General features: G+C 66.9%; 20 protein-coding genes and 2 pseudogenes. 12 read left to right on the forward strand and 10 right to left on the reverse strand.

Translation table 11 applies throughout. From position 1 onward, the window contains the following. Positions 1 to 166: pseudogene (locus tag EV691_RS18375) on the forward strand (IS1595 family transposase); the annotation flags it as partial. A gap of 388 nt (positions 167 to 554) precedes the next feature. Here the strand turns inward: EV691_RS18375 and EV691_RS18380 are convergent. Continuing rightward, a complete protein-coding gene (locus EV691_RS18380) occupies positions 555 to 1,106 on the reverse strand; it encodes a hypothetical protein (protein ID WP_131298632.1) in 552 nt (183 codons plus the stop codon). A gap of 343 nt (positions 1,107 to 1,449) precedes the next feature. Here EV691_RS18380 and EV691_RS23620 point away from each other — a divergent pair, with 343 nt between their 5' ends. From EV691_RS23620 to EV691_RS18395, 3 genes are read left to right on the forward strand one after another with little or no spacing between them, the layout of a single operon-like run. Continuing rightward, entirely contained in the window at positions 1,450 to 1,953 is a 504-nt protein-coding gene (locus tag EV691_RS23620; protein WP_207390199.1) for a helix-turn-helix domain-containing protein, read from the forward strand. After that, positions 1,934 to 2,812: a protein kinase family protein gene (locus EV691_RS18390; RefSeq protein WP_131298631.1), complete on the forward strand. Its 879-nt coding sequence runs from the start codon at positions 1,934 to 1,936 to the stop codon at positions 2,810 to 2,812. Before EV691_RS23620 ends, EV691_RS18390 begins: the two co-directional genes overlap by 20 nt. Then, a complete protein-coding gene (locus EV691_RS18395; protein WP_131298630.1) occupies positions 2,809 to 3,693 on the forward strand; it encodes a DUF3037 domain-containing protein in 885 nt (294 codons plus the stop codon). Before EV691_RS18390 ends, EV691_RS18395 begins: the two co-directional genes overlap by 4 nt. Before the next feature lie 356 nt (positions 3,694 to 4,049). Here EV691_RS18395 and EV691_RS18400 read toward each other — a convergent pair. The 3 genes and pseudogenes from EV691_RS18400 to EV691_RS23970 all read right to left on the reverse strand — a co-directional run. Further along, positions 4,050 to 4,187: pseudogene (locus tag EV691_RS18400) on the reverse strand (LysR family transcriptional regulator); the annotation flags it as partial. 114 nt (positions 4,188 to 4,301) lie between these two features. Next, a complete protein-coding gene (locus tag EV691_RS23440; RefSeq protein WP_243649664.1) occupies positions 4,302 to 4,652 on the reverse strand; it encodes a LysR substrate-binding domain-containing protein in 351 nt (116 codons plus the stop codon). After that, on the reverse strand, positions 4,582 to 4,806 hold the full coding sequence (locus tag EV691_RS23970; RefSeq protein ID WP_089166879.1) for a hypothetical protein: 225 nt from the start codon (positions 4,804 to 4,806) through the stop codon (positions 4,582 to 4,584). Before EV691_RS23970 ends, EV691_RS23440 begins: the two co-directional genes overlap by 71 nt. Positions 4,807 to 4,894: 88 nt before the next feature. Between EV691_RS23970 and EV691_RS18415 the strand changes: the two genes are divergently transcribed. Both EV691_RS18415 and EV691_RS18420 read left to right on the forward strand, forming a co-directional pair. Next, the gene (locus tag EV691_RS18415) at positions 4,895 to 5,812 is read left to right on the forward strand and encodes an aldo/keto reductase (protein WP_131298628.1); all 918 of its coding nucleotides are present in this window, start codon (positions 4,895 to 4,897) and stop codon (positions 5,810 to 5,812) included. A gap of 14 nt (positions 5,813 to 5,826) precedes the next feature. Beyond that, complete coding sequence (locus tag EV691_RS18420; protein WP_131298627.1) at positions 5,827 to 7,140, forward strand: NTP/NDP exchange transporter; 1,314 nt, start codon at positions 5,827 to 5,829, stop codon at positions 7,138 to 7,140. 12 nt (positions 7,141 to 7,152) lie between these two features. Here the strand turns inward: EV691_RS18420 and EV691_RS18425 are convergent, their stop codons facing one another. Next, positions 7,153 to 7,614 carry an OsmC family protein gene (locus EV691_RS18425; protein ID WP_131298626.1) on the reverse strand — a complete coding sequence of 154 codons (462 nt, stop codon included), beginning with the start codon at positions 7,612 to 7,614 and terminating at the stop codon, positions 7,153 to 7,155. A 116-nt stretch (positions 7,615 to 7,730) separates the two neighbouring features. Between EV691_RS18425 and EV691_RS18430 the strand changes: the two genes are divergently transcribed. Next, positions 7,731 to 8,429 (forward strand): cytochrome b/b6 domain-containing protein, encoded by a 699-nt coding sequence (locus EV691_RS18430; protein ID WP_131298625.1) that lies wholly within the window; start codon positions 7,731 to 7,733, stop codon positions 8,427 to 8,429. 39 nt (positions 8,430 to 8,468) lie between these two features. Here EV691_RS18430 and EV691_RS18435 read toward each other — a convergent pair whose 3' ends face one another. Next, on the reverse strand, positions 8,469 to 8,924 hold the full coding sequence (locus EV691_RS18435) for a c-type cytochrome (protein ID WP_039801211.1): 456 nt from the start codon (positions 8,922 to 8,924) through the stop codon (positions 8,469 to 8,471). A gap of 205 nt (positions 8,925 to 9,129) precedes the next feature. Between EV691_RS18435 and gabD the strand changes: the two genes are divergently transcribed. Beyond that, positions 9,130 to 10,581, forward strand: a complete 1,452-nt coding sequence (gene gabD, locus EV691_RS18440) for an NADP-dependent succinate-semialdehyde dehydrogenase (RefSeq protein WP_131298624.1) — start codon at positions 9,130 to 9,132, stop codon at positions 10,579 to 10,581. Positions 10,582 to 10,650: 69 nt separating this feature from the next. After that, a complete protein-coding gene (locus EV691_RS18445) occupies positions 10,651 to 11,718 on the forward strand; it encodes an FAD-dependent oxidoreductase (RefSeq protein ID WP_131298623.1) in 1,068 nt (355 codons plus the stop codon). Between the two features lie 34 nt (positions 11,719 to 11,752). Here EV691_RS18445 and dibA (EV691_RS18450) read toward each other — a convergent pair whose 3' ends face one another. After that, positions 11,753 to 13,657, reverse strand: a complete 1,905-nt coding sequence (gene dibA / locus EV691_RS18450) for a phosphodiesterase DibA (RefSeq protein ID WP_207390198.1) — start codon at positions 13,655 to 13,657, stop codon at positions 11,753 to 11,755. A 210-nt stretch (positions 13,658 to 13,867) separates the two neighbouring features. Beyond that, the gene (gene dibA, locus EV691_RS18455) at positions 13,868 to 15,772 is read right to left on the reverse strand and encodes a phosphodiesterase DibA (RefSeq protein WP_207390197.1); all 1,905 of its coding nucleotides are present in this window, start codon (positions 15,770 to 15,772) and stop codon (positions 13,868 to 13,870) included. Positions 15,773 to 16,250: 478 nt separating this feature from the next. Here dibA (EV691_RS18455) and EV691_RS18460 point away from each other — a divergent pair, with 478 nt between their 5' ends. From EV691_RS18460 to EV691_RS18470, 3 genes are all read left to right on the forward strand, one after another. Beyond that, complete coding sequence (locus tag EV691_RS18460; protein ID WP_131298622.1) at positions 16,251 to 17,234, forward strand: GGDEF domain-containing protein; 984 nt, start codon at positions 16,251 to 16,253, stop codon at positions 17,232 to 17,234. Positions 17,235 to 17,491: 257 nt separating this feature from the next. Further along, positions 17,492 to 18,760 (forward strand): OprD family porin, encoded by a 1,269-nt coding sequence (locus tag EV691_RS18465; RefSeq protein WP_131298621.1) that lies wholly within the window; start codon positions 17,492 to 17,494, stop codon positions 18,758 to 18,760. A 164-nt stretch (positions 18,761 to 18,924) separates the two neighbouring features. Continuing rightward, positions 18,925 to 19,248 (forward strand): ArsR/SmtB family transcription factor, encoded by a 324-nt coding sequence (locus tag EV691_RS18470; protein WP_131298620.1) that lies wholly within the window; start codon positions 18,925 to 18,927, stop codon positions 19,246 to 19,248. A gap of 10 nt (positions 19,249 to 19,258) precedes the next feature. On the opposite strand, the gene aguA is transcribed toward EV691_RS18470, so the two are convergent. Together aguA and aguB are read right to left on the reverse strand one after the other, a co-directional pair. Then, complete coding sequence (gene aguA / locus EV691_RS18475) at positions 19,259 to 20,365, reverse strand: agmatine deiminase (protein ID WP_131298634.1); 1,107 nt, start codon at positions 20,363 to 20,365, stop codon at positions 19,259 to 19,261. 15 nt (positions 20,366 to 20,380) lie between these two features. Further along, the gene (gene aguB, locus EV691_RS18480) at positions 20,381 to 21,259 is read right to left on the reverse strand and encodes an N-carbamoylputrescine amidase (protein ID WP_131298619.1); all 879 of its coding nucleotides are present in this window, start codon (positions 21,257 to 21,259) and stop codon (positions 20,381 to 20,383) included. Positions 21,260 to 21,302 lie beyond the last annotated feature (43 nt).

Here is a 21,302-nt window from a genome sequence, read left to right on the forward strand (position 1 = left end):
TCTGAAGAGCTGGATGATCCGCTTTCATGGTGTAGCCACCAAGTACCTGACCCATTACCTGGGATGGCGCCGCCTGCTCGAGCGCTACAAGACGCAGCTCAATCCATTGATTTGCTTGAGGGAGGCGCTGGGGCGAGCAGCCATGCAACAGCTAACTCAGACATAGCCAAACGAAAAGCCCGGCGCTTCGGGCCGGGCTTGGATGTTGCTTCGTGTCGGCGTTATTGCCGCAAGATAAAAACATATTTGCTCAGGTGCTCACGATGGTCAAGTCGCTTCGTCGATCGGCAAGTCTTCAGTCGGAAGGAGCGCCTCCATCTCGACAGCGCTCCGCTCACCATGACGTTCTACTCTGTCGAATCGGCACGCCAGCACCACGCTCATTGGGTGGTGTTCTCGTGCCATGGCGGGACTCCCCATCAGGCAATTGACGCGAGCACTGCGGCGCCAAAACGAAAGCCCGGCCGAATCGCTTCGGGTCGGGCTGGGATGTTGTTTCGTGTCGGCGCTATTGCCGCAAGATAAAAACATACTTGCTCAGGTGCTCGCGATGGTCAAGTCGCCTCGTCGATCAGCAGGCCTTCATCCCGAAGGATCGCCGTCACCTCGACCAGCGCTTTGCCCTCCATGGCTTCCAATTCCTTGCGGATACCGGCACGCCAGCGTCGCCGGGTTTGCTCCGACCTTCCCTCGGGATCCCAGGCATTCATGTCGTAGAACTCCGGAGGTAGCACAAGCATGTCGGTCGAGCGTTTTCCATCCCTACCCTTCTGCGGGGGAATCGCCCATGCCGTCACGGCCTTGTAGCGGAACAGTTTCGGCGCCGGCGAATTGAGCAGCGGCACGAGACAGCCAATGGCGCCCACCTTGCGTGCCTTGTGCGTACTGTACCTGGCCACCAGCACCTGCCAGAGGCGTGGCAGCAGTTCTCTGTGCAGGCGGGCATGCACCAGACAGTCCAGGGCGAGCATCGCCTGCGGCGATGAGTGGTGTGAACTTGAAATGCCGTCCTGACCCAGCCTCTGCCACGTCTGCTTGCTGGCTGTATCGATACACTCGTCTGTCAGGCAGCGGATGACCGCGCTCAGTGCGTTTCGGTAGATCACCTGTATTCCCCCCTCGGATGAGATGATTCCTAAGGATTCGGGTGCGAAATGGGGGGATTACCCGAATGCGGCCGACACCTGGCAGGTTCGGCACAGGGTGGGGCAGTGGACGCGTCGGCCTATACAACAACTCGCGGCTACAGGCCACCTGGCTTCCGTTTGTGGTGATGCCGGCAGGCGGTGCCTGTAGGCCGCATGGGATGCTGTGTGCCTTTGCTGGCGCAATGATCCATTGCTTGCTGGCGTTTATCAGGAATCTCCCTCTCCATTGTTCGATAAACTCAAGCATGCTTGTTGATAATGAGCAAGTATGTTTTGCAAGCGTCCTTGTATATTGGGCGCCATGAACATCACTGATCGAATGACCCAGTTGATTTTGGTGAGAAAGCCGAAGATCGGCGCACGTGGAATAAGACGGGCTATCGCCGATGCATGCGGAATCAGTTACGAAGCCGTGAGGCAATGGTTTTCGGGAAATACTGGAAGCATCAAGAACGAGAATCTGATAGCCATAGCCGAGACGTTCGATACCACGGTCGACTGGCTGCTTTCAGGCGAAGGAGAGCCGCCTCACCGAAAACCGGTCGCAGACAGCAGCGCCATTCCTGTGGCTAGGGGGCAGGCCCTCTCCCTAGCGGCCATTGCCTCCCCTCGCTCACGAGGGTTTCTGGAGCGGATTGCCAGTGCCGCGGCCGAAGGTCGGCTGACCGAAGATGATCTGGCCCTGCTGGATCAGATAGCCGCTCGCCTCGAGCGCACGTCCGTGCGGGTAGATTCCTCGAGCAACGCAGTGAGTCATCAGCGCTTAAGGAGCAAGCTCAAGAGAAATGATCCGACTGCTCGGTAGCGATGCTTTCGCCGGCCAGCTCAGTCCGCCCAGGAATCACGGGGCCAGCCCCATTTTTCGCGCCAAGATCAGGGTCGATGGCGCTTCCCTGCACTGCTACGTCAAGCCCTTGCCTGACCACATCAGGTGCCCGGTAACCGGCAAGGAAGTTGCGAATCAGGAAATAGTCAGCGAAGCACTGGGGTATGTGCTTGCCAAGTCGGTTGGTCTGAATGTTCCTGATACGGCGGGAATCATCCTTTTGGAGCCTTGGCAGATTCCGGAAGCGCTTCATCCGGCCCTGCGGGAAACCTGCAGCGGCAGGGCGCAGAACGACTATTTCTGCTGGTTCACCAAGGACATGAAATATCCCAGTCTGCGTCAGCTTCACTGGAGCGACGTGCGGCATCCCTATCTGCAGGAACTCCGCGGCCGCCGCCTGGCCCGGCAGTTGGCCGATAATCCGGAAGCCTCCAGCATAATAGTGCTGGACCAGTGGCTGCTGAACAGCGACAGGAACATCGGTAATCTGCTCGAATCCCCTTGCAAATCACTCTTTCTCATCGACCACGGCAGACTGTTTCATTATCCCAACTGGGAGCCTGGCCGGATTGGAATGGCGCCCTGGCCTTGTGAAAACAGACTGCAAAAGTTGATAGACGATTTCATTCCCGACTGGAGTGAAGCGCTGCCCAATAAAAGCGCCCGTGCTCTGGCCTATAATATATTCGCCGTAAGCTTCAGAGAGGCTGGAGCGGAAGCTGCCCGGATAGTATTGTCGGAGTTCTTCGAGCACACGGAAATCGAGGTTATCCTCCGGCTCCTGTCGGAGCGCCTCGACCAAAAACAATACACCGAGGCGGCAGACCTTCTTCTATGAGTTCCAGCGCACGTCTTCGCAGTCGCTTAATTGAACAACAACCGAAGCCGCAGTTGATCACTGGTCGATGGCGCAGTATCAGCTTGTGCCTGGACGAAGATGCCGGTGAGTTTTTCAACGTCGGCGTGTTGTTCACCCATGACGAGCAGGTCGAAGTACGCATGCTCGACAACTTCGACCGTTTGAAATGCCTCTTCGATGGGCGCATCGACTTCGATGAGCTGTTTCGGACGCTCCACGAGATCGAGGTCGCCATTCTCCACAATGGTCCGGAACTGCTGGACGAACTGGGCAGCACCATTCGCCTCGGCGCACCCCTGTATGCCTCGGGATTCAGCGCCAAGGAGGTGCTGGACGAGTTCTTCGCCGATGTTGTGACCCTGGGCAGACCGAAGCGTGGCGCCCGGGAAGTTGCGTTCCGTTATCAATCCACTCTGAAGCTGCGCAACAGTATCTTCAATTTCATGAAGCAGCGGATGCACGCTCAGGCTACGCGAATCATTCAGCAGTCGCGTTATGAGCTGACGGTCGGCAGCGGTCATCGGCTTGAAATAGATATACCGCTGATGAGCGCCGTCGCTTCGGGCAGTATCGTCTCGGGTTGGTATAAAAATCCCTTGGTAGTAAAGAACAACCTGCTACAGGCCTCGGCGGACCTAAATCTTATTCGCAGCAATACAGAGCGCGACCAGGCTGTAATATCGATTCTGGTACCCGACAGAGAAAGCGGGTTGACGTCGAAAGAGTATGAAAAACTGGTAGAGATTACCCGCAAGCAACTGGAGCGTATTCGCGCAATGGGTATCGAGGTCATCGAAGCCAGTTCCGCTCTGGAGCTTGCCGAGCTGACCATCGACTGGTGGAGCAATTGCTGCATCTGATCGTTGGCCGCTTGGACAATGAATCTTTTTATCTTTCCTTCCCGAGTTCCTCATGTGGCCGCCCATCCTTAATCCGCCCGGCTGACGCTCGGGGGCTCGGAAATGAGCGGAGCGGGCTCAAGCTCAATCGAGGCTGCATGGTCGAACTCGTTTCTTGGGCACCAAGCGGCGCATTATTGTTGCCCGACGCTTTCTTCTTTCCCTTCTTCATGTCCGCGTCGACCTTCCGTCCCTGAACCGGCACCTGCTACGAAAAACTGCAAGGAGGCGCCCGAGTCTCTCATCGGCCAGACGTTGGCGCCTGGCTGGAGCTGCGAGCGAAAGGGGCGTATCGCCAGCTCGGCGATTTTCTCCCGTCAGGTGCGCTCCGGGCGCTCGCCGATGAATTCGACGAAGCGCCGCACCCGCGGCGCCAGCTGGCGGGTATGCGGGTAGACGGCGTGCAGCGGGGCGGGGGCGAGGGGCTGGTCGGGCAGCACCGGCTGCAGGCGGCCGGCCTTGGGGGCGGACGGCGACGTCCCAGAGCGTTTTCAGCACGATGCCGGTGCCATGCAGCGCCAGCGCGTGGGCGGTTTCCTCGTCGCTGCACAGCAGCGCGCCCCGGATGTTCACCCGCAGGCCGCTGCGCGGGAACTGCCAGTCCGCCTGTTCGCGCTCGCCGAACAGGATGCAGGCATGCTGGCGCAGGTCGTCGGGTGTTGCGGGCGGTCGTGCCAGTCGAGGTAGTCGGGGGCGGCGCAGAGCAGCCGGTGGTTGGGCGCCAGTTCGCGGCCGATCCGGCTGGAATCCTGCGGCTGGCCGTCGCGGATGGCCGGGTCCGTGCCGGTCTGCAGCAGGTCCACCAGGTTGTCGTCGAGTTCCAGGTGCACCCGCAGGTCCGGGTATTGGTTACGGAATGTTGCGATCGGCGGCCGCAGAGGGCGGTGGCCGAAGCCGAGCGGCGCGCCGATCCGCAGCAGGCAGGGCTTCCCGCGCCGCCGCCGAGAGGCTGCCGGTGGCGAGGGTGCGCTCGCACAGGCGCAGGTCGGAAAGGTCGCCCGGCATGGGATTGTCATTCTCGCGACAAGCGTTCATCTCCATCATGGAAATAATGAATCCGGCCGGGTTGTCCATAATGCATGCTCGACCCGGGGGCCGGCTGCAGCCGGTATGGATGCCTTGGCAGGCCGGCCCCGCTGCTCATCATCAAGGAGGAAGATTCATGCACACCCGTCGGCAGTTCCTGCAGCGCTCGGCCCTGCTCGCCGCCGTGGCGGCCATGGTGCCGCTGCTGTCCACGCCGTCCCGGGCCGCCGAGCCGCTGCTCGCGCGGCGCATTCCCGTCAGCGGCGAGGAGTTGCCGGCGATCGGTCTGGGCACCTCGCGGACCTTCGACGTCGCGCTCGACGACGAGTCTCTGGCGCCCCTGCTGGAGGTGCTGCGCACGCTGGTCGCGGGCGGCGCCAGCCTGGTCGACACCGCGCCGAGCTACGGCCGCGCGGAGCGGGTGACCGGCGAGCTGGCCCGGCGCCTCGGCGTGCGCGACCGGCTGTTTCTCGCCAGCAAGGTGTCTTCCAGCGGGCGCGAGGCTGGCCGCCGGCAGATCGAGGCCAGCTTCAGGGCGTTGCAGACCGAGCGCATCGACCTGATGCAGGTGCACAACCTGCAGGACACCGCCACCCAGCTGGCCCTGCTGCGCGAGCTGAAGGCGCAGGGGCGGTTGCGCTACATCGGCGTGACCCATTATCGGGATTCGGCCCACGACGACCTGCTGGCGGTGCTGCGCAAGGAGAAGGTCGACTTCGTGCAGTTCAACTACTCGGTCGGCGAGCGCAACGCCGAGAAGCGCCTGCTGCCGTTCTGCGCCGACCACGGCATCGCCACCCTGATCAACCGGCCGTACATGCGCGGCGCGCTGTTCGCCCGGGTCAAGGGCCAGCCGCTGCCGCCGCTGGCGCAGGAGCTGGGCGCGAGCTCCTGGGCGCAGCTGCTGCTCAAGTACATCCTCGCCGAGCCGGCGGTCACCGCGGTGATTCCGGCCACCGACAAGCCGCGCTACATGGCCGACAACCTGCTCGCCGGCCAGGGCCGCCTGCCGGATGCGCAGCAGCGCGCGCAGCTCGTCGAGCTGTTCGCCTGAGCCGGGGCCGGCGGATGTCCTCGACCCTGCCGGCGCCGCTGCGGCGCCTCGCCGGCCTGATCAACGCCGGGCCCGGCGAGCTGGCGGCGGCGCTGTCGGGATTCGCGCTGTTCTTCTGCCTGTTCGCCGGCTACTTCATGCTGCGGCCGATCCGCGAGTCGATGGGCGTGATGGGCGGGGTGGAGAACCTGCAGTGGCTGTTCAGCGCCACCTTCGTGGTCATGCTGGCCGCCGTGCCGCTGTTCGCCTGGCTGAATTCGCGGGTGCCGCGCGCGCACTTCGTCGACTGGGTGTACGGCTTCTTCAGCCTCAACCTGCTGCTGTTCGCCGCGCTGTTCGTCGGCGCGGAGGAGAACGTCTGGCTGGCGCGGACCTTCTATGTCTGGCTGTCGGTGTACAACCTGTTCGTCGTCTCGGTGGCCTGGAGTCTGATGGCCGACGTGTTCGACGGCCCCCAGGCCAGGCGGCTGTTCGCCTTCATCGCCGCCGGGGCCAGCGTCGGCGGCCTGACCGGGCCGGCACTGAGCACCCTGCTGGTGGCGGCGCTCGGCCAGGCCGGCCTGCTGGCGCTGTCCGCCGGCCTGCTGCTGGCGGCGCTGGCGCTCAAGCAGTACCTGATGCACTGGCGCGCCATCGGCGGCGCCGGGCGGCCCGGCGCGCCGCCCTCGGAGAATCCGCGGCGGCCGGTGCCGGGCAATCCGTTCAGCGGCCTGACCCGGGTGCTCGGCTCGCCCTACCTGCTGGGCGTCGGCGCCTTCGTGATCCTCCTGGCGACGGTCAGCACCTTCCTCTATTTCGAGCAGGCGCGGCTGGTGGCCGAGCTGTTTCCCGAGCGCAGCGAGCAGATCCGCGTGTTCGGCCTGATCGACTTCGTGGTGCAGGCCGGGGCGCTGCTGTCGCAGCTGTTCATCACCGGGCACGTCGCCCATCGCCTGGGCGTGCGGGTGCTGTTGGCCTGCGTGCCGGTGCTGATGTGCCTGGGCTTTCTAGCCCTGGCGCTGCTGCCGATCTTCGCCGTGCTGGCCCCGCTGATGATCGTCCGGCGGATCGGCGAGTACGCCTTCGTGCGGCCGGGACGGGAGATGCTGTTCGCCCCGCTGGATGCCGAGAGCAAGTACAAGGCGAAGAACTTCATCGACACCGTGGTCTACCGCGGCGGCGATGCCGTCAGCGGCTGGGTCAAGAGCGGGCTCGACCTGCTCGGCCAGGGCGCCTGGCTGGCGGCGCTGGTCGGTGCATTCTGCGCCGCGCTCTGGGGCCTGCTCGGCTGGCGGCTGGGCGGACGCGCCGACCGCGAGGCGCCGGCCGCGCGGGACGGGACGCCCTGAGTCCGGGCCGGCTCAGTCCTCCGGTTGCTTGAGCAGTGTGCCCTCGGCATCGCGGACCCACAGGCGGACGGGGATGCCCTGGGCCACGCTGCGGCCGACCGTGCAGAACTCCTCGAACTGGCCGAGGATGCGCGGCAGGTGCTCCAGCTCGGCGGCAGTGCGGCCCAGTTGCAGCTCGATGCCGATGCCCAGCACGCGCAGGCGGTTCTGCTCGTTGCGGCCGACCTCCGCGCTGGCCTGGCAGTGCAGGGGCTCGGCGTCCTGCTTGAACTTGCGCAGGGCGAACAGCAGGCTGGCGGTCAGGCAATTGGCCACCGCGGAGAGCAGCAGCTGCACCGGGCTGGGGCCCTGGCCGCTGCCCAGCGGCGGCGGCTCGTCGACGATCAGGGGCGGCTGGCCGTCGCCGAAGTCGAGGCTGCAGCGGTAGTCTTCCAGCTGCTGCAGGGTCAGGGTGACGCGTTCGGTGTCGCTCATGGGGCGCTCCTTGCGGGGGTGGTCGGGGGTTGCCGGCCGCCGGGCGGCTGCTACCCTGCGGCGGGGCGTCCGGGCATCGGCCGGGCGCCGGTTCGGAAAGAGAGAGAATCCAGGACATGTCCGACACTATCAAGGTCTGGGACGCACCGCTGCGTCTGTTTCACTGGTCGCTGGCGCTGGCCGTCGGCGCCGCCATGCTCAGCGGCTGGCTGGGCGGCAATCTGATGGTCTGGCACGGCCGGCTGGGCTTGCTGATCCTCGGCCTGCTGGCGTTCCGCCTGATCTGGGGCCTGCTGGGCTCGACCTATGCGCGCTGGTCGCGGATTCTCGCCGCGCCCCTGCGTCTGGGCGATTACCTGGGCGGGCGCTGGCGAGAGGCCGGGCACAATCCGCTGGGCGCCCTGTCGGTGCTGGCGCTGCTCGGCCTGGCGGCCTTCCAGGTCCTGACCGGGCTGGCGGCGAGCGACGACATCGCCTTCCAGGGACCGCTGTACCGGCTGGTGACGGCCGACACCAGCGTCTGGCTGACCGGCCTGCACCGGCAGGCCTGGTGGCTGCTGCTGGGGCTGATCGGCCTGCACCTGCTGGCGGTCCTCTACTACGCCCGGGTACGCCGGCGGCCGCTGCTGCGGGCGATGATCGGCGGGCGCAGCCCGCGGGAGCATCCGGAGCAGCGCGAGGCCGTCGGCGGGGCGCCCTGGGCGCTGGCGGTGGCGCTGGCCGGTGCGCTGCTGCTGGTCTGGGCGGTACGCTCGGCGGAAGGCTGGCTGGCGCCGCCGCCTGCTCCGGCGGCACCGGCTGCGCTCGACTGGTAAGGGCGGGGGCCGACCGGCACGGGCCGGCCGGCTCCGGCCTCAGTCTGTGCGGAACTGGTCGTGGCAGGCCTTGCAGGTCTTGGCGGCCTCGCCGAAGGCGGTTTTGATGCGCGCCTGGTCGCCGCTGGCCGCCTCGCTGGCCAGCTTGTTGACGGCGCCGGTGAAGTTGCGGGCCAGCTTGTTGGCTTCGTCGAGGTTCTTGAAGAACTCCGGCTTGAGCCGGGTCTGGTCGCCCATCTTGTCGGTGGCGGTTCCGGCGGGGAACAGGGCGCCCATGCCGGAGTTGGCGATGGCGGCGATGGCGTTGGCGGCGGCGACCACCTGCTCCTTCTTGTAGGGCTCGCTGCCGTCCACGACCTGGGCCTTGATCTTGCCCATGTTCCAGGCCATGAAGTTGTAGCCGGCCTTGCGGTACTTGATCTGCTCCTCCGGCTTGAGTTGGGCCTGGGTGGTCAGGGTGGCCAGCAGCAGGGCGGCGCCGAGGCCGCCGATCATCAGTCTTTTCACGATTTCTCCTTGTGGGGTCCGGGATCTTCCGGTGGCGGCGGTCGGTCGGGGGCCGTCCGCGCGGGGCTATACTCCCCGCCAGACTGCGACGAACGCAAGCCGAGCGCTGGCACTAGCGCGCAGAAAACGCAGCGCGGCGGCCCGCCATCCAGACGGTTCGCTGCCCCCATCGGTCACGAAGGAGTGGATCGCAATGCAATTGAACGATGCCCGCCTGTTCCGCCAACAGGCCTACATCGAGGGACGCTGGCTGGATGCCGACAGCGGGCAGTCTCTCGCGGTGAACAATCCGGCCAGCCAGGAGATCCTCGGCAGCGTGCCGAAGATGGGCGCGGCCGAGACGCGCCGCGCCATCGAGGCCGCCGAGCGGGCGCTGCCGGCCTGGCGCGCGCTGACCGCCAAGGAGCGCGCCGGCAAGCTGCGCCGCTGGTTCGAGCTGCTGCTCGAGCATCAGGACGACCTGGCCCGGCTGATGACCCTGGAGCAGGGCAAGCCGCTGGCCGAGGCGCGCGGCGAGATCGCCTACGCCGCCTCCTTCCTCGAATGGTTCGCCGAGGAGGCCAAGCGCGTCTACGGCGACACCATCCCCGGCCACCAGGCGGACAAGCGCATCCTGGTGATCAAGCAGCCGATCGGCGTCTGCGCGGCGATCACGCCGTGGAACTTCCCGGCGGCGATGATCACCCGCAAGGCCGGCCCGGCGCTGGCCGCCGGCTGCACCCTGGTGCTCAAGCCGGCCTCGCAGACACCCTTCTCGGCGCTGGCGCTGGCCGAGCTGGCCGAGCGCGCGGGCATCCCGGCCGGGGTGCTGAACGTGGTCACCGGCAGCGCCGCGGAGATCGGCGGCGAGCTGACCGGCAACCCGACGGTGCGCAAGCTGTCCTTCACCGGCTCCACCGAGATCGGCCGCCAGCTGATGGCGCAGTGCGCCAAGGACATCAAGAAAGTCTCCCTGGAGCTGGGCGGCAACGCGCCCTTCATCGTCTTCGACGACGCCGACCTGGACGCCGCGGTGGAGGGGGCGCTGGCCTCGAAGTACCGCAACGCCGGGCAGACCTGCGTCTGCGCCAACCGCCTGTACGTGCAGGATGGCGTCTACGAAGCCTTCGCCGCCAAGCTCAAGGAGGCGGTGGCGCGCCTGAAGGTCGGCAACGGCCTGGAGGAAGGGGTGACCATCGGTCCGCTGATCGACGACAAGGCGGTGGCCAAGGTCGAGGAGCACATCGCCGACGCGGTTTCCCGCGGCGCCCGGGTGATCGCCGGCGGCCGGCCGCATGCGCTCGGCGGCAGCTTCTTCGAGCCGACCATCCTCGCCGAGGTGCCGGCGGATGCGCGGGTCGCCCGCGAGGAGACCTTCGGGCCGCTGGCCCCGCTGTTCCGCTTCAAGGACGACGCCGAGGCGATCGCCCTGGCCAACGCCACCGAGTTCGGCCTGGCCGCCTACTTCTATGCCCGCGACCTTTCCCGGGTGTTCCGCGTGGCCGAGGCGCTGGAGTACGGCATCGTCGGCGTCAACACCGGGCTGATCTCCACCGAGGTGGCGCCGTTCGGCGGGGTCAAGGCCTCGGGCCTGGGCCGCGAGGGTTCCAAGTACGGCATCGAGGACTATCTGGAGATCAAGTATCTCTGCCTCGGCGGCATCTGAGGGCAGGGCGGCGCGGCGGGTTCATGCCGCGCCGCAAGCCATGGGCGACAGGGTTGATGGGAGGTAGTTATCGATCTGCTGCTGATTGGCGCCGGGCACAGCCATTTGGGCGTGCTGCGGCGCTGGGCCCGGGGGCGCCGGCCGAAGGGGCGTCTCGGACTGGTCAATGCCGTGCCGCAGGCCTGGTATGCGGGGATGCTGCCGGGGCTGCTCGCCGGACGCTATGAACCGCAGGACTGCCGCATCGAGCTGGAGCCGCTGTGCCGTGCGGCGGGCGTCGAATTGATCGTCGGCGAGGTCGAGGCGCTGCAGGCCGGGACACGCGAGCTGCAGCTGGCCGACGGGCGGCAGGTGCAGGCCGACTGGCTGTCGCTGAACGTCGGCGCCGGGCGGCTCGCGCCGCCGCAGCAGGGCGAGGGCATGCAGGTGCTGTCGGCCAAGCCGTTCGCCGCCTTCCTCGACGGCTGGCAGCGCTGGCGGCAGGCGCCGGAGCCGCTGGCGATCCTCGGCGGTGGTCCGGCCGGAGTCGAGCTGGCCCTGGCGCTGGCCGGGCAGGTGCCGGCGCTGTCGCTGTTCTGCGCCGGGCCGCTGCTCGAGGGCCGCTCGGCGGGCCTGCGCCTGCGCGCCCTCGGTGCCCTGCGCCGGAGTGGCGTGTGGGTGCGCGAGTACTGTCCGGTCAGTGGCATCGACGGGCAGTTCCTGCTCAGCGCCGGGGAGCCGGTCTGGCAGGGCTCGCGCCTGCTGCTGGCGAGCGAGGCCGCGGCGCCGTCCTGGCTGGCGCAAAGCGGCCTGGTCTGCGATGCGGGCGGTTTCGTGCAGGTCGGCGCGACCCTGCAGAGCCTGTCCCATCCGCAGATCTTCGCCAGCGGCGACTGCGCCGCGCTGCCCGGCGTGTCCCGCAGCGCCGTCCAGGCGCTGCGCCAGGCGCCGGTGCTCAGCCACAACCTGCGCGCGGTGCTGGCCGGCCGCGCGCTGCACCACTATCGGCCGCAGCGGCAGAACCTGCTCCTGCTCGCCAGCGGCGATGGCGGCGCGCTGCTCGGCTGGCATGGCTGGAGTGCCGACGGGCGTTTCTATGGCTACTGGCGGGAGCGGCTGGACCGGCGCTTCATGCGCCGCCACGCCCTGGTCGGCTGAGGTACGGCGGGGGCGGCAATAGTGCGCTGTCCGGTCAGTCGACTTGGGCCTTCGCCGGCAGCACGGCCGCCGCCCGGAAGAGTTCCTCCGCCGGCTGCGGGCGGCCGAAGAGGTAGCCCTGGCCCAGGTGGCAGTGGTTGCGCCTGAGGAAGTCCGCCTGCTCCGACTGCTCGATGCCCTCGGCCAGCACGGTCAGGCCCAGGCTGTGGGCGAGCACGATCACCGAGCGGGCGATGGCGACATCCTTGCCGTCGGCAGGCAGGCCGGCGATGAAGCCGCGGTCGATCTTCAGCTTGTCCACCGGCATGCTCTTCAGACGCTGCAGTGAGGAGTGGCCGGTGCCGAAGTCGTCGATCGCCAGGCGCACGCCCAGGTCGCGCAGCCGCTGGAGTTGCCGGCGGGCGCTGTCCGGGTCGTCCATCACCGCGCTCTCGGTGATTTCCAGCTCCAGGTGGCGGGCCTCCAGGCCGGTGCGGGCGAGGATGTCGGCGACCTGCAGGTCCAGCCCGCCGCGGCCGAACAGCCGGGTGGAGATGTTCACCGCGACGAATCCGAGCGTCTGCCCGGCCGCCAGCCAGCTGCGCATCTGCCGGCAGGCCTGCTCCATCACCCAGAGGTCGATGGCACCGATCAGGCCGTTTTCCTCGGCGACCGGGATGAATTCGCCCGGCAGCACCAGGCCGCGTTCGGGGTGCTGCCAGCGCACCAGCGCCTCGGCGCTGACCATCTGGCCGCTCTTGAGGTTGTGGATCGGCTGGTAGTGGACGCGCAGTTCGCCGTGCTCCAGGGCCTGGCGTAGGGCGGCGATCAGCTCGACGCGCTGCCGGGCGTAGGTGGTCAGCTCCTGGCTGTAGAAGGCGTAGGTGGCGCGTCCGTCGTTCTTGGCCTTGTGCAGGGCGGAGTCGGCGTTGCGCAGCGCCTGCTCGAGGCTCTGCGCGTCGCCGGGAAACAGGCTGATGCCGAGGCTGGCGCCGATCTGCAGCTTGTGGTTCTCCAGATGGAAAGGCTGGCTCAGCGTGTCGAGCAGGGTGCCGGCTAGGCCGGCGGCCTGCTGCGCCGAGCAGCTCCCGCAGACCAGGCCGAACTCGTCGCCGCCCAGATGGGCGAGGGTCATGCCCGGGCGCACCACCTGGTAGGTCAGGCGCTGGCCGATGCTCTTGAGCAACTGGTCGCCCAGCTTGTGGCCGAGGCTTTCGTTGATCTGCGCGAAATGATCGAGGTCGAGCAGCAGGACCGCGCCCTGGTCCTTTTCCTGCCGGGCGTGCTCCAGGGCATGCTGGATGCGTTCCTTGAACAGCAGGCGGTTCGGCAGGCCGGTCAGCGGATCGTAGTGGGCCAGGTAGTCGAGTTCGGCCTGGGAGCGCTTGAGCATCGACAGGTCGGAGAACACCGCCACGTAGTGGCTGAGCACGCCCTCCTCGTCGTGGATGGCGCGGATGCTCTGCCATTGCGGATACATCTCGCCGCTCTTGCGGCGGTTCCAGATCTCGCCGCTCCACTCGGCGCGCTGGTTCAGCGCCTGCCACATCGTGCGGTAGAACTTCCTGTCGTGCCGGCCGGACCGAAGCCGGGCCGGCCTTTGGCCCAGCACCTCGGCTTCGCTATAGCCGGTGATCTGGGTGAAGGCCCGGTTGACATAGACGATCCGCTGCTCGGCATCGGTGATCAGCACGCCTTCGAGGGTGCTGTCGAACACCGCGGAGGCCTGGCGCAGGCTGGCGGCATGGGCGCTGCGGTCGGCGAGCTGGCGGCGGCCGAGGCAGTAGAACAGCAGGGCGGTGAAGAGGATGAAGACGATGCCCTTGAGGGTCTGCCAGTCGCTCAGGCTGGCGGGGTCCTCGAACAGGGTCAGCAGCAGCCGGTCGCTCAGGGCGATCCACAGGAGGGCGAGAAGAGCGTAGGCCACGCAGGCGAGCAGCAGGGGGAAATGCGTCTTCATCGAGAGGCCCCTATCCATGGGTTGCGTGGTCGAGGAGTTCGTGGCCCAGTTTAGTGGCATGATGCCGGGGACTCCATGGCTATCGGCGGGCCGCTGCCGGGGCCGTCACGCATTTTATCGTTTCACGAGGGCGATGGCCCGGCCGGTTTCCTTCCCGGCCTCGGAGGCGCACTGCGGAGTGGCCCCGCTCAGGCGGGGCTGGAGCGTCCGTCAGCTGGCCAGGGCTTTCGCATAGAACGGCGCCTGTCCCAGGAAGAGCTTCTCCGCCGGCTGCGGCCGGCCGAAGAGGTAGCCCTGGCCCAGCTGGCAATGATTGCGCCTGAGGAAGTCCACCTGCTCCGGCTGCTCGATGCCCTCGGCCAGCACGCTCAGGCCCAGGCTGTGGGCGAGCACGATCACCGAGCGGGCGATGGCGACATCCTTGCTGTCGGCGGGCAGGCCGGCGACGAAGCCGCGGTCGATCTTCAGCTTGTCCACCGGCATGCTCTTCAGACGCTGCAGCGAGGAGTGGCCGGTGCCGAAGTCGTCGATCGCCAGGCGCACGCCCAGGTCGCGCAGCCGCTGGAGTTGCCGGCGGGCGCTGTCCGGGTCGTCCATCACCGCGCTCTCGGTGATTTCCAGCTCCAGGTGGCGCGCGTCCAGGCCGGTGCGGGCGAGGATGTCGGCGACCTGCAGGTCCAGTCTGCCGCGGCTGAACAGGCGGGTGGAGATATTCACCGCGACGAACTCGAGCGCGTGCCCGGCCTCCAGCCAGCTGCGTATCTGCCGGCAGGCCTGCTCCAGCACCCAGAGGTCGATGGCGCCGATCAGACCGTTCTCCTCGGCGACCGGGATGAACTCGCCCGGCGGCACCAGGCCGCGCTCGGGGTGCTGCCAGCGCACCAGCGCCTCGACGCTGACCATCTGCCCGCTCTTGAGGTTGTGGATCGGCTGGTAGTGGACGCGCAGTTCGCCGTGCTCCACGGCATGGCGCAGGGCGGCGGTCAGTTCGACGCGCTGCCGGGCGTAGGTGGTCAGTTCCTGGCTGTAGAAGGCATAGGTGGCGCGCCCGTCGCTCTTGGCCTTGTGCAGGGCGGAGTCGGCGTTGCGCAGCACCTGCTCGAGGCTCTGCGAGTCGTCGGGAAACAGGCTGATGCCGAGGCTGGCACCGATCAGCAGCTTGTGGTTTTCCAGATGGATGGGCTGGTTCAGCGCCTCGAGGATGGTGCTGGCCAGCGTGGCGGCCTGTTGCGCCGAGCAGTTCTCGCAGAGCAGGCCGAACTCGTCGCCGCCCAGGTGGGCGAGGGTCATGCCCTGGCGTACCACGTGGTAGACCAGATGCTGGCCGATGGCCTTGAGCAGTTGATCGCCCAGCTTGTGGCCGAGACTTTCGTTGATGTGCTTGAAGTGATCGAGGTCGAGCAGCAGGACCGCGCCCTGGCCCTTCTCCTGCTGGGTCCGCTCCAGGGCGTGCTGGAGGCGCTCCTTGAACAGCAGGCGGTTCGGCAGGCCGGTCAGCGGGTCGTAGTGGGCCAGGTAGTCGAGTTCGGCCTGGGAGCGCTTGAGCATCGACAGGTCGGAGAACACCGCCACGTAGTGGCTGATGGTGCCGGCCTCGTTGCGGATGGCACGGATGCTCTGCCATTGCGGATACACCTCGCCGTCCTTGCGGCGGTTCCAGATCTCGCCGCTCCACTCGGTGCGCTGGCTCAGGGCCTGCCACATCGTGCGGTAGAACTCCCCGTCGTGCCGGCCGGACTTGAAGAGGGTGGGCACTCGACCCAGTACCTCGGCCTCGCTGTAGCCGGTGATCCGGGTAAAGGCCCGATTGATGTAGACGATCCGCTGGCTCGCATCGGTGACCAGCACGCCCTCGAGGGTGCTGTCGAACACCGCGGAGGCCTGGCGCAGGCTGGCGGCATGGGCGCTGCGGTCGGCGAGCTGGCGGCGGCCGAGGAAGTAGAACAGCAGGGCCGTGAAGAGGATGGAGACGATCCCCCTGAGCGTCTGCCAGGCGCTCAGGCTGGCGGGGTCCTCGAACAGGGAGCGCAGCAGCCAGTCGCTGACGGTGATCCATAGAAGGGAAAGAAGAACGTAGGCCAGACAGGCGAGCAGCAGGGGAAGGCGCCTTTTCATCGGCAAGGCTCTGATCCATGACTGCCGGACGGGATGATCGTGCTGTGGAAACATTTCTTATCCAAAGAAGCGCGGGTTTTTCCAGCCAAATGCGCTTGACGATGAGCGCTCACAGTAGGCTGTTTGTTTGAGTTCCGAGGTATACACGCACGCGGTACGACGGTTTTCTCGAGCTGCCGCCTTGGTTGCCATCATAGTGTCATCATTGCCCGCGCCTTTGACCGTGGTCAGCGTCGCCGTGTATTTGCTCGGCTATTGGGCGCGTTATGCGCTGGATCCACCTCCGGATGTGAAGCAGGTCTTCCGTTTCTGCCCGTCTCTGACCGCGGGCATGAGCGGCCGCGAGCCCGGCGCCATGCCCGCTGGAGACCGCGAAGGCCCTCCGCTCGGCTCGGGGGGAGAACTTTGCCGCCGGCCATTGATCTGATGGCCCGCACCATCCGCGATGGGGGTGTTCAGGTCACGGGAGCGGGATTACATGAGCCGCGAGGAAGTCGGTAGCGGACAACTGGCCGTCAGGCCGGGCGAGGAGGGGGCGGCCCTGCGGCAGGCGCAGGCCGAGCTGCGTCGCCTGCAGGCCCGCGAGCAGCTGTTCGGCAGGCTGCTGGCCAGCGTCAATGCGCTGCTCTGGGCCTACGACTGGCAGACACGGCAAATGCTCTACCTCAGCCCGGCGTACGAGCGGATCTTCGGCCGTCCGGCCGGAGCCTTGCCGGATGCCCTGGCCGACTGGCTGGCGTGCGTCCACCCGGACGATCGCGACTACGTCCTGGGCAGCCTGGGCGAGGTGCTCGACAAGGGGGCCATCGAGCGGCGCGAGTACCGCATCGTCCGCGGCGACGGCCAGCTGCGCTGGCTGAGCGACAAATGCTACTGCGGCGATCCGGACGAAGACGGCCGGGCGCGGATCATCGTCGGTCTTGCCGAAGACATCACCGAACGCAGGCAACTGGAGAGCGAGCTGCAGCGCCTGGCCAGCACCGACGGGCTGACCCGCAGCAGCAACCGCCGGCATTTCTTCGAGTGCGCCCAGCGCGAGCTGCAGCTCGCCCGCCAGTACGGTACGCCGCTGGCCTTCCTGCTGCTGGATATCGACGATTTCAAGCGGATCAACGATACCCATGGTCACCAGGTCGGCGACCAGGTGCTGCAGCGGCTGGCCGACTGCTGCGTCATGACGCTGCGCGGTGGCGATCTGTTCGGGCGAATCGGCGGCGAGGAGTTTGCCGCACTGTTTCCCCGCTGCCGTCCGGAGCAGGCCCTGCCGATTGCCGAGCGCCTGCAGCGGAGCATCGGCGCGCTGGCGTTCGCGGCGGGCGGCGAAACCTTGCGCATCACCGTCAGCCAGGGTCTGGTCGGCCTGGAGCCCGACGATGCCGATCTCGGTGCACTCTATGCCCGTGCCGATGCGGCCCTGTATCAGGCCAAGCGGCAGGGCAAGAACCGCATCGTCCGGCTCTAGCGCAAGCCCTGCAGGCTGCGCAGGCGCTCCTGGAGGAGCGCTCTAATACATCTTGGAGAGGCCTTGGTCAATCGCCAATAAGTATCCGGCCATTGCGTGAATCCCATCTATTTTCCTTTTTCATGCCCGGCTATCGTTGGCTCCTCCTGCGTGACGGTCGCAGGACGCTCAATGTGGATTCTGCCCATGGCCTGTCCCGGAGAGCACGGGCCGTGCTGTTGCAGTGCCCTCGAAAAATAAAAATGGAGAACAACAAGATGACGAAAGCCACCCTGGCGCTGGCTGTGTCGGCCGGTATTCTGGGTCTGTCGGCGAGCCAGCAGGCTGCTGCCGAATTCTTCAAGGACAGCAAGGCCAGCCTGGAGTTGCGCAATTTCTACATGAACAAGGACTTCCGCGACGAAGTCAGCGCCGCCCCCAACCAGCAGGCCAAGCAGGACGAATGGGCGCAGGGCTTCATCCTGCGGTATGAGTCCGGCTATACCGAGGGACCGGTCGGCTTCGGCCTCGACATGCTCGGCCTGCTGGGCGTGAAGCTGGATTCGAGTCCGGCCGATGCCGGAACCGGCCTGCTGCCGGGGGGGTACAACAACCGGGCGCCGGACGACTACAGCGAGCTGGGCGTGACCGGCAAGGTCAGGATCTCCAAGAGCGAGCTCAAGGTCGGCACCCTGCTGCCGAAGAATCCGGTGCTGGTCTACAACGATACCCGCCTGCTGCCGCAGACCTTCCAGGGCAGCAACCTGCAGATCAAGGAAATCCAGGGGCTGACCCTGGACTTCGGCTATCTGGACCAGGTCAACTACCGGAACTCCACCAACAACGAGGAAATGAGCCTGGTCAGCGCCAACCGGCGCAACATCACCATCAAGAGCGGCGGTGAGAACGAGGCGAACTTCTTCATGTACGGCGGCGCCACCTACCAGTTCACCAAGGAACTGGCCGCGACCTACTACTACGGCGAGCTGGACGACCTCTACAAGCAGCACGCCTTCAACGTGGTGCATGTGCTGCCGCTCGGCAAGAACTCGCTGAAGACCGACCTGCGCTACGCCCGCTCCACGGACGACGGTGAGGCCCATGTCGACAACCACGCCTTCGGCCTGTTGACCACCTATGCGATGGGTGCCCACAAGTTCGGTCTGGGCCTGCAGAAGATGCAGGGCGACACCGGCTTCGCGCAGATCAACGGCACCGACCCGTTCCTGGTCAACTACATCCAGGTCAACGACTTCGCCAACGCCGACGAGCGCTCCTGGCAGCTGCGCTACGACTACGACTTCGCGGCGCTCGGCATTCCCGGCCTGACCTTCATGACCCGCTACGTATCGGGCGACCATGTCGACCGTGGCCCGGGCTCCGACGGCAAGGAATGGGAACGCGACACGGACATCGCCTATGTGTTCCAGAGCGGCATGCTGAAGAACCTGAGCCTGAAGTGGCGTAACGCGACCATGCGCAGCAACTTCGTCCGCGACGTCGATGAGAACCGTCTGATCGTCAGCTACACCCTGCCGCTGATGTAACTCCGGGGCGGCCTTCTGCCGCCTCTTCCCGACGCCCCCTCCCGCCCCGGGTGGGGGTGGCTCGGCGCCCCGCTTTCCCGCATTGTGCCCGTCTGCGCCGCCAGGCGTTGAAAAAGCTGTTGTCTCTGAATAGCTTATGCCCAGCGCAACCGAGCCTCTTGCCCATGACCGAAACCACTTCCGCCATCGACATCCAGCGCTTGCGCGAATCTGCCGCTCAGGCGGAGCAGCTGCTCAAGGTGCTGGCCAATCCGGATCGCCTGATGCTGCTCTGCCAGCTGTCCCACGGCGAACGCAATGTCGGCGAGCTCGAGGCCCTGCTGGGCATCCGCCAGCCGACCCTGTCCCAGCAGCTCGGCGTGCTGCGTCGCGAGGGGCTGGTGGAAACCCGCCGCGACGGCAAGCAGATCCACTACCGGATCAGCAGCCCGCAGGCCCTGGCGGTGATCGACACCCTCTACCAGTTGTTCTGCGCTGGCGGCCCCTGAGCGGCGCCGCTCAGCGCCGCCGCGCGGCCGGCTGCTGCTGGGTGATGCAGTGGATGTTGCCGCCGCCGAGGAGGATTTCCCGGCCGGGCAGCATCAGCACCTCGCGTTCGGGGAACAGCCGCCGGAGGAGGGCCTCGGCCTCGGCATCGCGGGGATCGTCGAAGGCCGGCGCGATGATGCCGCCGTTGACGATCAGGAAGTTCACGTAGGAGCCGGCCAGGCGGATCGACGGGTCGCGCGGCTGGCTGCCGGCGACCAGATCGACGCCGGTGCATTCCTCCTCGCTGGCGTACAGCGGGCCGGGGATCGGCATCCGCTGCACGCGCAGGGTGCGGCCGCGAGCGTCGCGAACACTTTCGAGCACTTCCAGCGCCGCCCGGCAGCGTCCGTGGTTGGGGTCCTGCGGGTCGTCGGTCCAGGCCAGCAACACCTCGCCGGGGCGCACGAAGCAGCAGAAGTTGTCCACATGGCCGTCGGTCTCGTCGTTGTACAGGCCCTGCGGCAGCCAGATCACCTGCTCGATGGCCAGATGCTCGGCGAGCATGGCCTCGATCTGCGCGCGCGACAGGTGCGGATTGCGATTCGGGTTGAGCAGGCATTCCTCGGTGGTCAGCAGGCTGCCCTCGCCGTCGACATGGATGGCGCCGCCCTCCAGCACGAAGTCCTCGGTACGGTAGCGGGCGCAGCGCTCGATGCCGAGGATCTTGCGCGCCACCTGGTCGTCGCAGTTCCAGGGCGCGTACAGGCCGCCGGCGAAACCGCCCCAGGCGTTGAAGGTCCAGTCCACGCCGCGCACTTCGCCGGCATCGTCGACCATGAAGGTCGGCCCGGTGTCGCGCACCCAGGCGTCGTCGCTGCTCAGTTCGAGCACCCGGATATCGGCCCCGGCGAGGCGGGCGCAGGCGTTCTCGTATTGCCCGGCGCTGACGCCGACGGTCACCGGCTCGAAGCGGGCGATGGCGCGGGCCACCGCGGCAAAGGCGGCCTGTGCCGGCTTGCCGCCGAGCCGCCAGTTGTCCGGACGTTCCGGCCAGAGCATCCAGGTCTGGCTGTGCGGCTCCCACTCGGCGGGCATGCGAAAGCCGTCGGCGCGCGGGGTGCCGGGCAGGGTCTGCATCGGTTCGGCCACGGCTCAGGACTCCAGGCTGCCGTCGAGGGTCTTGATCGCGCCGTACAGGTTGGGCCGGCGGTCGCGGAACACCCCCCAGGCGCTGCGGATGTGTTCCAGGCGGTCGAGGTCGAAGCTGTGCACCAGCACACCTTCTTCCGTCTCGTTCAGCTCCCCGACCTTGGCGCCGAACGGGTCGGCGATGAACGACGAGCCGTAGAAGTCGATGTGGTAGTCCTCCTGTACTTCGCGGCCGATGCGGTTGCTGGCCACCAGCGGCATCAGGTTGGCGCCGGCATGGCCCTGCTGCACGCGCTGCCAGTGGTCGCGCGAGAGGATGCCCGGGTCGTGGGGCTCGCTGCCGATGGCGGTGGGGTAGAGCAGCAGCTCGGCGCCCTGCAGCGCCATGGCCCGCGCGCTCTCCGGGAACCACTGGTCCCAGCAGATGGCCACGCCGATCCGCCCATGGCGGGTATTCCACACCTTGAAGCCGGTATCGCCGGGATTGAAATAGTACTTCTCGTGATAGCCGGGGCCGTCCGGGATGTGGCTCTTGCGGTAGACGCCGAGCATCCGCCCGTCCGCGTCGAGGATCGCGATGCTGTTGAAGCGCGCCCGCCCGGCCCGCTCGTAGAAGCTGATCGGCAGGACCACCCGGAGTTCGGCGGCGATTTTCTGGAAGTGGCGGATGGCCGGATTTTCCTCGACCGGGGTGGCCAGCTGCAGGTAGTCCGGGTTGGGCTTCTGGCAGAAGTAGGGGGTTTCGAACAGCTCCTGCAGCAGGATGACCTGCGCGCCCCGGGCCGCGGCCTCGCGCACCAGCCGTTCGGCGTTGGCGAGGTTGGCGGCGCGATCCCAGGAGCAGGCCATCTGGGTGGCGGCGACGGTGACGATGCGGGACATGGCGACCTCATGACAGCGGATGGGCGTAAACCCTCAAGCTGGC

Origin of the sequence: Azotobacter chroococcum, assembly GCF_004339665.1 — a bacterium.
In the GTDB taxonomy this organism is placed as follows: Bacteria; Pseudomonadota; Gammaproteobacteria; order Pseudomonadales; family Pseudomonadaceae; genus Azotobacter; species Azotobacter chroococcum.